14 protein-coding genes are annotated in these 15,354 nt (G+C 71.0%); 3 read left to right on the plus strand and 11 right to left on the minus strand.

Annotation, left to right across the window (positions count from 1 at the left end; genetic code table 11):
• Positions 1-84: 84 nt before the first annotated feature.
• The 4 genes from FHS23_RS11320 to FHS23_RS11335 are packed head-to-tail and all read right to left on the minus strand — an operon-like array spanning position 85 to position 5,870.
• Entirely contained in the window at positions 85-708 is a 624-nt protein-coding gene (locus FHS23_RS11320; RefSeq protein WP_183652849.1) for an ATP/GTP-binding protein, read from the minus strand.
• Positions 689-1,354 (minus strand): DUF742 domain-containing protein, encoded by a 666-nt coding sequence (locus tag FHS23_RS11325; RefSeq protein WP_246381936.1) that lies wholly within the window; start codon positions 1,352-1,354, stop codon positions 689-691. Before FHS23_RS11325 ends, FHS23_RS11320 begins: the two co-directional genes overlap by 20 nt.
• Positions 1,351-1,803 carry a roadblock/LC7 domain-containing protein gene (locus tag FHS23_RS11330; protein ID WP_030533451.1) on the minus strand — a complete coding sequence of 151 codons (453 nt, stop codon included), beginning with the start codon at positions 1,801-1,803 and terminating at the stop codon, positions 1,351-1,353. Before FHS23_RS11330 ends, FHS23_RS11325 begins: the two co-directional genes overlap by 4 nt.
• Positions 1,800-5,870, minus strand: coding sequence for a nitrate- and nitrite sensing domain-containing protein (locus FHS23_RS11335; RefSeq protein WP_343053832.1), 4,071 nt, complete (start codon positions 5,868-5,870; stop codon positions 1,800-1,802). The genes FHS23_RS11330 and FHS23_RS11335 overlap by 4 nt, the downstream gene beginning before the upstream one ends.
• A 1,162-nt stretch (positions 5,871-7,032) precedes the next feature.
• On the opposite strand from FHS23_RS11335, the gene FHS23_RS11340 reads away from it, so the two are divergent.
• The 3 genes from FHS23_RS11340 to FHS23_RS11350 are packed head-to-tail and all read left to right on the plus strand — an operon-like array spanning position 7,033 to position 9,514.
• A complete protein-coding gene (locus FHS23_RS11340) occupies positions 7,033-8,220 on the plus strand; it encodes a type III PLP-dependent enzyme (protein WP_343053833.1) in 1,188 nt (395 codons plus the stop codon).
• On the plus strand, positions 8,210-8,608 hold the full coding sequence (speD, locus tag FHS23_RS11345) for an adenosylmethionine decarboxylase (RefSeq protein ID WP_183652852.1): 399 nt from the start codon (positions 8,210-8,212) through the stop codon (positions 8,606-8,608). The genes FHS23_RS11340 and speD overlap by 11 nt, the downstream gene beginning before the upstream one ends.
• Positions 8,609-8,668: 60 nt before the next feature.
• Positions 8,669-9,514, plus strand: coding sequence for a spermidine synthase (locus tag FHS23_RS11350; protein ID WP_183653858.1), 846 nt, complete (start codon positions 8,669-8,671; stop codon positions 9,512-9,514).
• Here the strand turns inward: FHS23_RS11350 and FHS23_RS11355 are convergent.
• The 7 genes from FHS23_RS11355 to FHS23_RS11385 form a co-directional block, all read right to left on the minus strand.
• Complete coding sequence (locus tag FHS23_RS11355; RefSeq protein ID WP_183652855.1) at positions 9,492-9,872, minus strand: DUF3817 domain-containing protein; 381 nt, start codon at positions 9,870-9,872, stop codon at positions 9,492-9,494. The two genes, FHS23_RS11350 and FHS23_RS11355, sit on opposite strands and share 23 nt — an antisense overlap.
• A 4-nt stretch (positions 9,873-9,876) precedes the next feature.
• Positions 9,877-10,341, minus strand: coding sequence for a transcriptional regulator (locus tag FHS23_RS11360; protein ID WP_183652858.1), 465 nt, complete (start codon positions 10,339-10,341; stop codon positions 9,877-9,879).
• An 85-nt stretch (positions 10,342-10,426) separates the two neighbouring features.
• Entirely contained in the window at positions 10,427-11,347 is a 921-nt protein-coding gene (locus FHS23_RS11365) for a lytic transglycosylase domain-containing protein (protein ID WP_183652861.1), read from the minus strand.
• A 157-nt stretch (positions 11,348-11,504) separates the two neighbouring features.
• A complete protein-coding gene (locus tag FHS23_RS11370; protein WP_183652864.1) occupies positions 11,505-12,008 on the minus strand; it encodes a helix-turn-helix transcriptional regulator in 504 nt (167 codons plus the stop codon).
• Between the two features lie 366 nt (positions 12,009-12,374).
• Positions 12,375-12,680, minus strand: a complete 306-nt coding sequence (locus FHS23_RS11375; RefSeq protein ID WP_183653967.1) for a hypothetical protein — start codon at positions 12,678-12,680, stop codon at positions 12,375-12,377.
• A gap of 236 nt (positions 12,681-12,916) precedes the next feature.
• A complete protein-coding gene (locus FHS23_RS11380; protein WP_183652867.1) occupies positions 12,917-14,059 on the minus strand; it encodes a CaiB/BaiF CoA transferase family protein in 1,143 nt (380 codons plus the stop codon).
• A 27-nt stretch (positions 14,060-14,086) separates the two neighbouring features.
• Positions 14,087-15,244 (minus strand): acyl-CoA dehydrogenase family protein, encoded by a 1,158-nt coding sequence (locus tag FHS23_RS11385; RefSeq protein ID WP_183652870.1) that lies wholly within the window; start codon positions 15,242-15,244, stop codon positions 14,087-14,089.
• Positions 15,245-15,354: the final 110 nt, after the last annotated feature.

Genomic DNA, 15,354 nt, shown 5'->3' on the forward strand with positions numbered 1-15,354 from the left:
TACTAATTCAAAGACGGCCTCCACCGTGACGACGGTCTCTCCCGACAACGCCGGCGAGAAGCTACCGCCGGAGCGGCGACTCGGTCACCCGACGGGCTTCGCGTCCGCGGCGCCGCGGACCGCCAACCACTGCTGCATGGCGTACTCGACCATCGTGATGAGGGTCTGCTTCGTCGACTCCCGTTGACGGGCGTCGCAGCGCACCAGCGGGATGCTCTCGTCGATCGAGAGGGCCTCGCGCACGTCGTTCAGATCGTGCTGCAGCACGCCGTCGAACGTGTTCACGCCGACGATGTAGGGCAGGCCCCTGTCCTCGAAGAAGTCGATGGGGGCGAACGAGTCGGCGAGGCGCCGGGTGTCCGCCAGTACGACCGCGCCGATCGCGCCGCGCACCAGGTCATCCCACATGAACCAGAAACGCTCCTGGCCGGGCGTGCCGAACAGGTACAGGATCAGGTCCTCGTCCAGGGAGACACGGCCGAAGTCCATCGCCACCGTGGTGGTGGACTTGTGAGGTGTCGCCGCGGTGTCGTCGATGCCGGTGCTCGCGTCCGTCATCATCGCTTCGGTCGTCAACGGCACGATCTCGGACACCGAACCGACGAACGTTGTCTTGCCCGCGCCGAAACCGCCTGCCACGACGATCTTCGCCGAGGTCATCGTCTTCGGCGCGGCCTGGCGCGGTGCCTTAAAGCCGACGGAGTCCACTCAACACCCTTTCCATCAACATAAAATGCGCTTCGGCGTTCTCGCTGCCCGCCACGGTGCGGTGCACGGTCACCAACCCCGTGTCCGCCGCGTCGCTGATCAGCACTCGCGCCACCCCGAGCGGCACCTGGAGAACCGCTGCGATCTCGGCCACCGAACGCGGAGTCCGGCATTCTTCCATGATGACCTGATGCTCGACCTGGTCGGGGACCGGGAGGACCGCCGCATCGCGGGTCGAGATCAACGTCTCGAGTTCCAGCGGGTAGTTCGCTTTCGTCCGGCCGCCGGTGATGGCGTAAGGACGGACGAAACCGGTTTCCTCAGCCGCCAGCGGCGGTGCCACCGGCTCGACGGGGATGGGTTCGGCCGACACAAACTGCTCCTCTCCGGTCCATGACCGGTCGTGGTCCTCCTCACCGGGCCACACCACGTCGGTGGGTTCGGCCGGTGAGGACGGCGCTGCTTCCCGGCTCTCCTGCTCGCCGGTTGCTTCCCGACTGTCGCCGTCGTCGGGGTCGTTCCTGCGCTTGCCGCGTTTGCGGCGGCGCAGCCCGGACGTGAGCGCGAAGCCGTTGAGCACGTCAGCGATCGCGCCCTCCTCGTTCCCGCTCCCGAATCCGGAGTTCGTGTTCATCGCTACGGTCATCCCACCGATCCGCCGACCAGCGGGCCGCCCGCACCCTGCAGCTGCGCACGCAGCTCGGGCGTCAGGATCTGCCCGACCCGGTCGACGAGCAGCGTCATCTCGTACGCCACCTGACCGATGTCGCAGTTCGGCGCAGCCAGCACGGCCAGGCACGAACCGTCACTGATGGACATCAGCACCATGATGCCGAGCTCCATCTCGACGACCGTCTCGTTGACGGCTCCCGCCTCGAAGCAGCGGGCGGCACCCTGGGTCAGGCTGATCAACCCGGAGGCGACGGCGGCGAGCTGGTCGGCGCGGTCGAGCGGCAGCCGGTTCGACGCGGTGAGCAGCAGCCCATCCGCCGACACGACGACGGCATGCGCGACGCCCGGCACTCGCTCGGCGAAGTCGTTCACCAGCCATCCGAACTGGTTCTGTTGGGGCTGAGCCCGATCCGGCGCGGTCATTCACCCTCCACTTTCTGTTCACTGCTGTCGCTCGCCTGAGCGGTCCGATGCCGGCCTCGGCGAATTCCCTGCTGGAAACTGCTGAGCCTGCCCTGCACGTCGGCAGGGTCACGCTCGCGCCGCGGCCGGCCGTTCGCCGGTCCCGTCGACGTCGCGCTGCCCGGCATGAGCTGCTCACCGCGCTGGCGGCGCGGCAGCCCGGCCGGGGTGTAACCGGTCGGCGGCGCATCCGACGCCGCTTCCACGGCCTGCCGGCGACCGTCGGTGGCGAACATCCACTCGGACGTGTCGCCCCCCGACTCCTCCGCAGTTGCCGCCTCCGCAGTTGCCGCCTCCGCGACTCCGGACTGCGCGGCTCCGGACTCCGCCGGGCCGGCCGACGCCTGACTGGTCGCGTCGCCGGTCGTCTCCGGCTCCGCGAGCGCGGTGTCGGTGGCGCCGAGCTCGGGGGCGGTGTCGGTGGTCCCTGTGTCGGTGGTGCCGCTGTCGGTGGTCCCGGTGTCGGTGGCGACCGGCTCGGGGGTGGGTGCCTCCGCACCGCTGCGTTCGCCGCTCGGCGACGAGTCGTGTGCGGTCGTCCCGTTCACCCGCGGCTGTGGGCTCGACGCCGGCGCCGGCCGCGGCTTCCGCTGCCGTTGCGGCAGGCCCGCCGCGGTCGTCGGCGTGTCGGCACCGGAACGCCGAGGCTGCGGGCCGCTCCCGCCGGACGTCGTCCGGTCCGTGTCCTGTGCCGACGCTCCCTGGGCCGGGCTGTCCTGTGTCGAAGTTCCCTGGGCCGGGCTGTCCTCCGAGGTCGGCGCCGCCTCTGGCTCCGAGGCACCGGCGGCGGTCGTGGCGTCGGCCTCGTCCTCCGGGTTCTTGCGGCGCCTGCCTCGGCTCACACCGTGCTGGAAGCTACTCAGCCGGCTGCGCACGTCGGAGGCGTCCCGCTGCGGCGGCTTCGCCTGTGCAGCCTTCTCGTGCGACACGCCGTTCACGGCCCCGTTCACGGCGCGGCCCGCGGCACCGTCCGACGCGTTGCCCGGCATCAGCTTCCGGCCGCGCTCCCGCCGCGGCAGGCCCGCCGACGTGTAGTCCGCCGGTTCGTCGCCGCTCGCCGTCCCGGCCGCCGGGCGACGCGGGCTCGCCGACGAACCCCAGCCCTGTTCCTCCTCCGAGTCGGAGGCGCGGAACCAGGCCGACAGCATGTCGTTGAAGATCGGCGTGCCCTCGGAGCCGTCCTGTCGCTGCGGTTTCGGCTCGGGCGCCGGCGGCTCCTTCGCAGACGTCGCCGCGTTCCACCAGTCGGTGACCTCGGTGTCCGGCACGGCGAACAGCGCGGATCCGCCGAGGTCCGAGCTCCGCGAGGGCGCGGCGGCCGAGCCGCCGTCACCGTTCGGTTCTCCGCCGGTGTCCGAAGCGCCAGCCTCGGCGGCACCGTCCGATCGCGAGGCACCGTCCGATCGCGAGGCACCGTCGCGGGACGTGCGGCTCGCGCCCGGCTTGCGCCGCGGGAGTTCCGGCTTCGCGCTCCGGGCATCGGAGCCGGTGTCGCCGTCCTCGGATACGGCGCCGGTGTCGCCGTTCGATGTGCCTGCACCGGGTTCGTCCGCCGGTCCGCCCTGCGGCGGGATCGGCAGTCCGCCGTCGACTCCTGCCGGGCCACCGTTGCGGGCACCACCGGCGCTCGTGGCACCGGTCGTGTCGTCACCGCCGGAGCCCGCCCGGCCGGTGCCGTTCGTGCCGCCGCTCCCCTGGTCGCCCCCGGTGACCGGACTGAACAGCGCCGTACCCGACACCTCGGTCTCCGACGGAGCGTCGCCGCCACGGGTCAGCGGAGCGAACGACCCCGGCGTCGCGGCCCCGGAGGGCCGCCGCTGCGGCAGCCCACTGCTCGTCGTGGCGGATCCACCGCCCGCGCCTTGTGCTCTCCCGGCGGCGCTCCCGTTCGTGGCGGACGTACCGTTCGCGGCCGCCGTACCGTTCACGGCGGTGCCGGAATCGGCGGTGCCGGTCGGGGTGGCGCCCGCCGTTCCCGGTCCTCCCGCAGGCCGCGCGGCGCTCCCCGGCAGGGTTGCCGGGCCGGCCTGCGCGAGCACCTCGGTCGGTGCGTGTTGCTCGGCGATGACGACCTCGGACGGCACCGTGACGACCGCCGTGACGCCGGTCGAGTCCGACCCGGACTGCAGCGCGACGCCGAAGGCGTGCCGCTCGGCGAGCCTGCCCACGACGAACAGGCCCATCCGCCGGGACGTGGCGATGTCCACCGGGCCGACGTCGCGCAGCCGGCCGTTGGCCTCCTCCAGTTCGGCCTCGTTCATCCCGATGCCGCGGTCGGAGATGTCGACCTGCAGCGATCCGTTCTCGAGCAGCCTGCTCGAGAGCGTCACGCGGGTCTCCGGAGCGGAGAACGCGGTCGCGTTGTCGAGCAGCTCTGCCACGAGCCGGACGAGGTCACCCGCGGCGTAGCCGACGACCCGCGCCGACGGCGGGGCGTTCACCACGACCCGCTGGTACTGCTCGATCTCAGACACCGCGGCACGGAGCACGTCCGTCGCCGACACCGGACGGCCCGACCGCCTGCCCGGCTCGTCACCGGAGAGCACCATCAGGTTCTCGTTGTTGCGCCGCATCCGCGTGGCGAGGTGATCGAGCTGGAACAGGGTCGCCAGCTGGTCGGCGTCCTCCTCATCACGCTCGAGCCGCTCGATGAGCTGCAACTGCCGCTGCACGAGGCTCTGGCTCCGGCGGGACAGGTTGACGAACACACCGGCGAACCCGGCCCGCATGCCCGCCTGTTCCACCGCGAGCCGGAGTGCCTGGTTGTGCACGGCGTCGAACGCACGCGCGACCTGGCCGATCTCGTCGTCGGTGGACACGGGGACCGGCCGCACGACCGGGTTCTGCGACTGACCGTCCTGGATCGACTGGACGGCCTCGGGCAGCGCCCGGTCCGCCACGTCGAGCGCCGCGGTGCGCAGCACGTTCAGCGACCGCAACAACTGCCTGGTGATGACGAACACGACCACCGCGGCCAACGCCAGTGCCAGCACGAACAGCACCGCCAGCCACACCACGGCGGCATGGACACCGCCCGCGGCGTCGTCGGCGTCGGTCGTCACCTCGGTGCCGAGCCGGTCCGCGAACTGGCCCATCGAGGTGAACACGCCGCCGGAGGCGTCGCGCCACTGCGCCGGAGGGATGTCGCCGAAGGCGGCGTCACCGTCCTGGCCCGCGAGCAGTCCGCGCATGGTCTGTTCGCGGTTGTCGAACGCCTCGCCGCGCACGGTCTCGTTGAAGGCCGCGCGCTGGTCGACGGTCGCGGTGCTCCGGAACTCGGTCAGCCGGTCGTCCAGCCGCACCGCCGAGGTGCGGAGCTGGTCGAACTCACTCGGCGCGAGTCCGCCTCGGTCGATGCCGTGGGCGACGAGCGCCTGCTGGATCGACGCCTCCTCGCGGGCGACGAGGATGTCGTGCAGCGCGGTGGGGGTGCCGCCGACGGCACGGTCGCCCATGCCGGACACCGCGGCGACGTCCACGGTCAGCAGCGACGAGGTGATCACCGAGTAGGACTGGGTCGCCTGGATCGAGCCCAGCTGCCCGGTGGTCACTCGTTCCCGCAGCGCGGAGAGACGGTCGAGTTGTTCGTTCAGTCCCGCGCGGGGCTCGGCGAGCGCTTCGAGATCGGCGCCTTCGGTGGCGAGCGCGGCCCGCACCGGGCCCACCGCGCGGTCGACCTCCTCGCGCAGCGCGTCCAGCTGGTCCGAATCGACCCCGTTGCCGCGGGTCAGCGCCGCCGCGGTCGCGGTCCGCTCCCGCTGCAGGGCGTCGAGCAGCGTGCGAGAGGCGGAGTTGAGCTGCGCCAGCTCCGCCACCCGGTCGTACCGGTCCGCACGGTCGAGCTGTGTGGCGAGCGTCAGCCCGCCCAGCACCAACGCGATGACGATGGGAATCAGCGTGACGGCTCCGAGCTTGGCGGGCAGTTTCCAGTCCCGCCAGCGCGCCAGAGCCTTCCACGGGGACGGCTTAGGGGCGTCCTCGCCGAGCAGCTGCCCCACAGGCACTCGGCCTTCTCCTGCAACGGTCACGTACGTGACTCCCTCTCCGGCTCACTCTCGGCCACGACGATCTCCGGCCCGGTACCGCGCGGCGCTCCGGCCCGGACCTCGTGGCCGGACGGGACCGCAAGGGCCCGGCCCGTGCACCGCGCGCTGTACCGCATGTCTGGTCGTTCCTCCGTATCCGGCGTCTCCGGGACGGGCGCCGGCACCGTCCGACGTGTGCCGGACACCACCACCGCGGCGCCGCGGTCCGGCCAGTGCGGCCCGGGTACGACAGGCGCCACCGACGCTGTCACCACCCGCCCGACGGGCGGGGTGGCCGCTGTCGCTTCCGTCCGCCCCGGTCATGCCGTCCTCCCCCAGGACACCGGCCGGCGAGTTGCGATCTGCAGGCCGAAACCGCAGATCCGTGCCGTGGCACTCAATTCGCTTGACCGGGGCGCCAGAAATCGTACAGCCAATCGGGTTGTCACCAAATGATCTCGCCTGCCGCAGCATGACCAGCGGAAATCGCCATTCACCCGATTCGGCGGCGCACCACTTCCGCACCACGGGAAACACCCCACCGGAATGCGGTTACCGAAATGGCAAGGGAATCGTGGTCAAGCTTCACCCACATGGCCCAGACACCTCGTCGTGACCGCCCGAATAGACCACCTCGCTGCGACGTTCGACTACGCAACGAGTTCGAAGAGTCCACGATCTTGTGGTACCTCGTCGATGCACCTGACCGCTCGCTGTCCCTCGACCCGGTGGTCCAGTCCCCCTCACCCGCCCAGGGGAGGCGGCCTTCCTCACCCATCCGCCGGACCTCGCCGTCGGCCCGTCCCACACAGCGGCGGGCCCTGTCACCTCGACCCAGGCACTACGGAGCGCGACCAAAATGGGGAAGGCAACCCTCAGATGTGTCACCCGATCCAGTGTGGTTCCGCGTTTGAAATACGACTGAGCGCACAATTCCGCGGCGTTCCATCTCCGGCCCCGTAATGCGGACAGAAATCACCAATCGGCCGCCGGTTTCGTTCGCGGAAATTCACCGACCGCCGCCATTCGGCGCGCTGTACCCACCCCCGCTGCGCCGTACCCACCCGCTGCGAGTGAACAGCACCCGGACGGTGCTCAAGTTGCACGTCGCACACCGGCCCGGCCCGCGGCACGCGTCGAGGTCCGGACCTGCGAACCTCCCCTCGTGAACCACCGTGACCGCACCCCGACACCGCCCCCGGCGCTGCGCCGGTTCCTGGGCGAGCACGACCCGCCGACCCCATGTCTGGTCGTCGACGTGGACACCGCCGTCGCTCGCTACCGGGCTCTCACGGCCGCGTTTCCACAGGCCCGGATCCAGTACGCGGTGAAAGCCAACCCGGCCCCCGCCGTCGTGCGCGCACTGGCCGACTCGGGCGCCTGGTTCGACGTCGCGAGCCCGGCCGAGATCGACCTGTGCCTGGCGGCGGGTGCCGACGGCGAGAAACTGTCCTACGGCAACACGATCAAGAAACCCGCCGACATCGCCCACGCCCATGCCGCCGGTGTCGCCGAGTACGCGTGCGAGGCGGCCGGCGATCTCCAGGCCATCGCCGCGCACGCCCCCGGGGCCCAGGTCTCGGTGCGCCTCCTCGTCGACCCGCCCGACTCGGCCACACCGTTCGGCCGCAAGTTCGGCTGCAGCCCCGCGGTAGCGACCGAGCTTGTCGCCGAGGCCGCCGCTGCGGGTCTGGACCCGGTCGGCGTCAGCCTGCACGTCGGTTCGCAACAGTGCGACCCGGGAGCGTGGGACGGCGCGGTGGCGACGGCGGCGTCGGTGTTCACGGCGGCCGCCGAACGCGGAGTGCACCTGCGCAGGCTCAACGTCGGGGGCGGCCTGGCGACGAGCTACCGGGAGACCGCTCCGGCGACGGCCGACTACGCCACCGGGATCACCGCCGCCCTGCGCGCCCACTTTCCCTCCGCCGAGCCGGAACTGGTCGTCGAACCGGGGCGCGCGGTCGTCGCCGACGCCGGTCTGATCCGCGCCGAGGTGGTGCTGGTCAGCCGCAAGAGCCCCGGCGACGACCACCGCTGGGTCTACCTCGACGTCGGCCGGTACAACGGGCTCGCCGAAACGGAGAACGAGGCGATCGCCTACCCCGTGGAACCCGTCGACGACCGCGGCGGGCCGGACGGCCCGGTGATCCTGGCGGGCCCCACGTGCGACGGCGACGACGTCCTGTATCAGCGCACGCCGTACCGGCTACCCGAGTCCTTGCGCGCCGGGGACCGGGTCGACATCCTTGCCGCCGGCGCGTACACGGCGAGTTACTCGTCGGTGGCGTTCAACGGCATTCCACCGCTCCGTACCTACTGCATTCGCGAAGGGAGGCCAACCGGTGCCGACTGACCGCAGCTACGTCGGTGTGTTCTCGGGAACGCACGTGCTCGCCGAGCTCGACGGTGTCGATCCACGGTTGCTCGACGACGAGACGTTCCTGCGCGCCGCGCTGGCGCACACGCTCACCGAGGCCGGGGCGACCGTCTGCGACGTCATCGCCCACCGGTTCGAGCCGCAGGGCGTGACCGTGCTGGCGATGCTCGCCGAGTCGCACGCCTCAGTGCACACCTATCCGGAGGTCGGGGCCGCGTTCGTGGACGTGTTCACGTGCGGTGACCGCGCCGACCCCGCTCATGCCGTCCGGCTGCTCGGCGACGCCCTGGGCAGCAGGCCGGTGACCATGTCCACCGTCCGGCGCGGCGACCCCGCCCGGCAGACGACCATGACAGGAGGGTGACGCGTGTCCCCCGTCAGCACCGATTCCGCCATCGAGATCGCCGAACCGCTCGCCGACGGCATGACCCGCACCTGGCGGGTCGACGACGTGGTGGTCGACGCGACGACCGCCTTCCAGCACGTCCTGATCGGCCGCACCGCTCACGGCCTCACCCTGTTCTGCGACGACGAACGGCAGAGCGCCGACGCCACCCAGCTTGTCTACCACGAGGCACTCACCGTGCCGCCGCTGCTGCTGGCCGACAGGGTGCGTTCGGTGTTGATCATCGGTTCGAGCGAGGGCGTCGCGAGCGCGATGGCCGTGGCCCACGGCGCGACCCGGGTCGACCACGTCGACATCGACGCCGAGACCGTGCGGCTGTGCGCGCAGCACCTGCCGTACGGCTACACGCCCGACGAACTGGCCGCGGCCGAGGCCCACGAGGGTCCGGTGCGGATGCACTTTCGCGACGGCTTCGACTTCCTCGACACCGCCGAGGCCGACGGCACCCGCTACGACGTCGTGCTGATCGATCTGCCCGACGAGAGCGAGGACACCGAGGCACAGCACAACCGCCTCTACGAGGCCGACTTCCTGCGCCGGTGCAGCAGCCTGCTCGCACCCGGCGGCGTGGTGACCTGCCAGGGCGGTTGCCCCACGATGTGGCGCAACCGCACGCTCGTCACCGCGTGGCGGCGGTTCACCGAGGTGTTCGGCACCGCCGTCTACTACGGCTCCGACGAGCACGAGTGGGCGTTCCTGTCGGGCAGGCTCGACCACCTGGACGATCCGGTGACGACGATGCAGCAGCGGCTCGCGGGCGGCGAGGGCTACCGGCCCGAGTCGATCGACACCGAGGCGCTGCGGGCGGGCACCGTGCCTCCGCACGCGGTGCGGGCGTCGGTCAGAGCTTCTTCCCGGCCGTGACGCGCTGGTGGACCTTGCGCTCGACCCAGAACGACAGCAGCGGTACGCACCCGGCGAGCAGCACGCCGACGGTGCCCTTCACCGACCAGCGGGCCTTGAGCGCAAGGTCGACCGCCAGCACCAGGTAGATCATGTAGATGACGCCGTGGATGGGCGAGTACACCGCCGACGGCGCCGCGTTGTCGAAGCCGTAGCGGATCACCATCACCACCACCAGTCCCAGCAGGCCGATACCGGTGGCGAAGGCGGCGACGCGGAATCGGGCCAGCGGGCCGCGCAACGATGCCGGAGCCCGGTCACCCGCCGCGGTCGTGGCCGCGGTGTTCCCGCCGTCGGCGTCGTGGTCGGTCGTCACCATGTCGTCACTTCACCTCTTGATCACGTGCGTTGAGCTCGGCCAGATACCGGTTGTACGCGGCCAGCTCGGCATCGGCGGGGTCTTCGGAATCGGCGGCGTCCTCGGGTGCACCGCCGGCGGGCCTGATCGGTCGGGGCGAACGCGATCGTGCGGACTCGCGCGCCCTCGTGCCCGGTGCCGCGGCCTGCCCGCCGGTCTCGGCCGCGGCCGTCCCTCCGGACTCGGCACCGGATTCACCGGCGGCCTCCTCGGCCCGGCGGCGGCTGAGTACCCGCCACCGCCACACCATGAACGCCGGGAACAGCCCGAACAGCGGCCATTGCAGGACGTACCCGAGATTCTGGAACGTCCCGCCCGCGGACGAGAACCGATCCCACTGCCACCAGGCCAGGCCGAAGCACACCACCATGGCCGCGACACAGAGCACCGCGATGCCCACGGCGCGACCGGTGATGGAGCGGGGATTCACGTCTTCGACGCTAGCACCCGGGCGGCCGAGGCCGTGGTCACACACCCTGACGTGCGCAGCCTCGGCTCCGTACCCACAGGGCGCGTCAGTCCCGGGCGCCCGCGGCCTGTGCGGCGTAACCGTCGGCGAGGCCGAACACCTTCTGCGCGTACTCCACCGAGTTGTTGTAGGACATGATCCCGGCCCACCAGCCGTCGGCGCCGGCCATGTCGCGTCCGCCCGCACAGAGGTACCGCGCCGCGGTGACGGCGGCGTCGTCGATCTGTTGCGGGTCGGCCTGTCCGTCGCCGTTGCCGTCGCTGGCGTAGCGCATCCAGGTACTGGGAATGAACTGCATCGGGCCGACGGCGCGGTCGTGCCGGGGGTCGCCGTCGAGACGCCCGCCGTCGGTGTCGGTGATGCTGCGCACGCCGGGTGAGCCGTTCAGCGGTACGCCGATGATCGGGGACGAGGGTCTGCCGTCCTGTTGGAGGGTCACGCCGCCGTATCGGCCGTGGTCGGATTCGACCCGGCCGATACCGGCCAGGGTCGCCCAGGAGACACGGCATTCCGGCCGGTGTTCCCGCATCGCGAGTTCGGCGTGGCCGTAGGCCCGCAGCGCACGGGCGGGCACGCCGGTGGCCGTCGCGGTGCGCTCGGCCCAGGCGTCGAGCGAGCCCGGGGGCCGCTGCGCACCGCCGCCGGTGCTCGCGCCCGGATCGGGCGGGGTGTCGCCGCCCGGGTCGGGTGCCGCCGACGGGTCCTCGCCGGGGGCTTCGGAACCGGGCGTCACGTGTGCCGGTTCGATGTCCCGCGCGGGCACGTCCGTCGTCGTGGGGCTCGCCTGCGGAGTGGCGGCGCCCGCCACGAGCCAGATGCCGCCCGCACCGACGGCGAGTACGAGAACGACGATTGCCAGCCTGGCCGCCACGGGCCGGAACGTCGTCAGGAGCCCCGCCACGGCTCTCGGTGCCGAATCCGTGCCACCACGGCTCTGCCCATCGTCCCCGGTTCCCGCTGTGCGCAACGCCTGGCCTTTCCGTGCACCGATCCACCCGTGGGGCTAACGAACGGAGGCACCGTAACGTTACGCCCGTCCGGTGACGGAGCGGCACGCCGCACCGGGCCGTGCCGGTGGTCCGCGCCGGGCCGGAAGGCCGGTGACGCGGAACGCCCGGCGGACCTCAGCTCGCGGCGTCGCGGCGCTGCCGCGTCAGGCGTGCCACGCACCAGGCGGGGGCGCTGCCCCTGCGAAGGTGCTCGAGGACCGTGAGCGGTCCGAGCCACTTGGCGAGGTCGTCGGGAGTCAACCCGGCGGCACGGTAGTCGAGCGCACGCTGGTCCAGCGGACTGATGCCCGCATCCCACCAGGCCTCGGCCTCGCGCACGTTACCGATCATCTGCCACCACCCCGCGGCGGCGACGAGCAACTCGTCGGGGGCGTCCGGGAGCCGCTGCCGCATGGCATCCAGGTAGGTGGTGTCGGCGCTGTCGAGCGCGGCCCACGCGCCGGCGCCCGCCGCTCCCCGCTGCCCCGGGATCCCGGGCGGCTGCGGGGAGGCCTGTGGAGTCTGCGGGGCCTCTGCGAGCCAGGACGTGGCGATGCGGTGCGCCTCGGCCTCCTCGGCGCTCTGCTCACGCTCAGAGGTCCACTGCTGGATGACCGCGTCAACGCCGGGATCGTGCATCCCTGCCTCCTTCTGCAACGCACATCGGAGTCGCTTGCGGAAAGACTGTCGAGAGCAACGTTGTCGTCAGGGCAACGCTGTTCGCTGTCGGACACTGCCGCCGGGCGATGTCGCATCAGCCCGATCACGCAATGTGAGCACCGTAGGAGAGCAACTCGGCTCCACGCCAGACCCTCTCGACGACGGATCCGTTGACCTGCGCTTTAGGCTCCGGAATCCACCCGGATGGTCCAGTCCGCAACCGGAAAACACCACGAATACACGCTGTGTAATCGCATTCTTTCCACGGACACGACGTTTCGCCGGTACCGGGTTTCCGGCACCGGACGACGCGCTGTCCATATGGTCGATACTGCGGTGTAACCGTCAGGAAAAGAGCCGCTCCACGAAGGTCACGAGCGCCTGGGCACCGTCTCCGAGCCAGCTCAGAGCCGTCTGCACGGCTTCGGCCGACTCGGTGGGCTTGCTGATCAACAGAAACAGGACGAGAGCGACGACGCCGAAGATGAGGAATTTCTTGAGTCCCGGTGACATCGCTCCACTCAATTCTTCACATCGGCGGCCGGTCCGGTCCTGTACCGGTTCCGCCGCGCCGGAGACCGTACGCGGTGACGGCCCGATGAACGCCGATGATCCCGCCTGCTCACGCGGGTCATTCAACAGCATCGTCACCGGGCCATGGGCCGCCCGACCGAGTCCCACACGAACGGCGGAATCCGATCACGGAACGTATCCCTGGGCGACACGTCCGGGTGCACCCTAGAAGGGTGAGACGGGGAGTCGCCAGAACGACACGCCGCGCGTCCCGGGCTGTTCCTCCACGCTCCCCATCGCCGACCGTCCCGCGACCCCGCCTCCTGGCAGGCCCGTCTCAGGCGGCGACCCGCCGTCAGGCGAGTGCCGCACCGTCAGGCGATGGCCCCGCTGTCCCGCAATGCGGCGATGGCCGCACCGTCGTATCCGCACGCGGCGAGCACCTCGGCGGTGTCGGCGCCCTGCGGATGCGGAGCCTGCGGCTCGGGCGCGGGCGTGCGGTCGAACTTCGGCCCCGGCGCGGGCTGCACGGTCCCTCCGACGTCGGTGAACGTCCCGCGAGCGACGTTGTGGGGATGCTCGGCGGCCTCCTCCGGCGTGAGCACCGGTGTCAGGCACGCGTCCGTGCCCTCGGCCTTGGCGACCAGCTCGTCGCGCGAGTATTTCCCGATCGCCTCGGTGAGGATCTCGCGGAGCTCGGGCCACCGGGACTGGTCCAGATGCACGGGCAGTGCCTCGGCGTCCAGTTCGAGGACCTCCACCAGTGCGGCCCAGAACCGCATCTCGATCGCGCCGACGGCCACGTACCGCCCGTCGGCGCATGCGTAGGTGTCGTAGAACGGCGCGCCCCCGTCGAGGAGGTTCTCACCACGCTCCCCGCCCCAGGCTCCGGCGGCCTTCATGCCGTGGAGCTGCGTGGTCAGCAGCGCGGACCCGTCCACCATCGACGCGTCGACGACCTGCCCCTTGCCGGAGGACATGCGTTCGTAGAGCGCCGCGAGCACGCCCATCGCCAGGTACTGCCCGCCGCCGCCGAAATCGCCGAGGTAGTTCACCGGCACCACCGGCTTCTCCCCCGCCCTGCCGATCGTCGCCAGGGCCCCGGAGAGTCCGATGTAGTTGATGTCGTGCCCGGCCACCGGCGCGAGCGGGCCGTCCTGACCCCAGCCGGTGACGCGCCCGTACACCAGCCGCGGATTCCGCGCGTGTACCTGCTCCGGGCCCAGGCCCATGCGCTCGGCGACGCCGGGACGGAAACCCTCGATGAGGACGTCGGCCCGTTCCGCCAGTGACAGCACCACCTCGACGCCCTCGGGCGTCTTGGTGTCGACGCCGATGGTCCGCCTGCTGCGCGTGAGCGGGTCGTTCGGAATGCCCAGCACGTCCGCTCCCGGCCGTGCCCGATCGACGCGCACGACGTCGGCACCGAGGTCGGCGAGCACCGTGCCCGCGAACGGGGCCGGCGCCAGGCCCGCCAGTTCGATCACCGTGAGACCGCCGAGAGGTCCGGCGTTCATGGTTGCCACCTTTCCACCCGCTCAGGATCACAGGGTCCGGGAGATGATGTCCTTCATGATCTCGCTGGTACCACCGAAGATCCGCGAGATCCGCATGTCCGCCCAGGCCCGCGCGACGGGGTACTCCATCATGTAGCCGTAGCCGCCGAACAACTGCACGCAGTCGTCGATGACACGGTTGGCCCGCTCGGTGGTCCACAGCTTGGCCATCGCCGCGCCCTGGACGTCGAGTTCGCCCTTCAAGTGCCGCTCGATGCACTGGTCGAGGAACGCGCGGGAGACGGCCACCTCGGTGGCGGCCTCGGCGAGCGTGAACTTGGTGTTCTGGAACTTCGACAGCGGCCTGCCGAACGCCTCGCGCTCGTGGGTGTAGGCAATGGTCTGGTCCACCGCCGCCGCCATGCCCGCGACCGAGGTGACGGCGATCAGCAGCCGCTCCTGCGGCAGCTGCTGCATCAGCTGGAAGAAGCCCAGCCCCTCCTGGTCTCCCAACAGGTTGGCCGCGGGCACCCGGACGTCGTCGAAGAACAGCTCCGCCGTGTCCTGACCCTTCATGCCGATCTTGTCGAGTACACGGCCGCGGCGGAAGCCGGGGGTCGACGTCGGGACGGCGATCAGCGACATCCCCTTGGCGCCCGCATCCGGGTCGGGGTCGGTCTTGCACGCCACGACGACGAAGTCGGCCATGGCACCGTTGGTGATGAACGTCTTGGCGCCGTTGATGACGTACTCGTCGCCGTCGCGTACCGCGCGGGTCTTGATGCCCTGCAGGTCCGATCCGGTGCCCGGTTCGGTCATGGCGATCGCGCCGATCCACTCGCCGCTCGCGAGCTTGGGCAGCCACTCCCGCTTCCTCTCCTCGCTCGCGTACGCGAGCAGGTAGTGGGCCACGATCCCGTTGTGCACCGACACGCCCCACGCGCTGTCGCCGCTGCGGGCCTGCTCCTCGTACAGCACGGCCTCGTGCGCGAACGTGCCGCCACCGCCGCCGTACTCCTCCGGAACGGACAGACACAGCAGACCGACCTCGCCCGCCTTGGTCCAGACCTCGCGGTCGATCTGCTTGTTCTCGATCCACCGGTCCTGGTGCGGCGTGAGTTCCTTCTGGCAGAACGACCGCGCCATCTCGCGAAAGTCGTCGAGCTCCTCGGTCAGCCACGAACTCCTGGGCAGTTGCAGCGGCACGGTGGGCCTCCTCGATCACCTGACACATGGGGGTGGAAAACATTCCGCCCGGAATGTAAGTTCCGATCGGAATGTACAACCGTCGTCCCAACAGGTAAAGGGGTGCAGGT

Source organism: Prauserella isguenensis, from assembly GCF_014191605.1.
In the GTDB taxonomy this organism is placed as follows: domain Bacteria; phylum Actinomycetota; class Actinomycetes; order Mycobacteriales; family Pseudonocardiaceae; genus Prauserella; species Prauserella isguenensis.

Bases quoted from the DNA above. Each gene is read 5' to 3' on its own strand.
- FHS23_RS11355 (WP_183652855.1), bottom strand. From the start codon at position 9,872: ATGGTGACGACCGACCACGACGCCGACGGCGGGAACACCGCGGCCACG.
- FHS23_RS11325 (WP_246381936.1), bottom strand. From the start codon at position 1,354: ATGACCGTAGCGATGAACACGAACTCCGGATTCGGGAGCGGGAACGAG.
- FHS23_RS11330 (WP_030533451.1), bottom strand. From the start codon at position 1,803: ATGACCGCGCCGGATCGGGCTCAGCCCCAACAGAACCAGTTCGGATGG.
- FHS23_RS11370 (WP_183652864.1), bottom strand. From the start codon at position 12,008: ATGCACGATCCCGGCGTTGACGCGGTCATCCAGCAGTGGACCTCTGAG.
- FHS23_RS11350 (WP_183653858.1), top strand. From the start codon at position 8,669: ATGACCCGCACCTGGCGGGTCGACGACGTGGTGGTCGACGCGACGACC.
- FHS23_RS11380 (WP_183652867.1), bottom strand. From the start codon at position 14,059: ATGAACGCCGGACCTCTCGGCGGTCTCACGGTGATCGAACTGGCGGGC.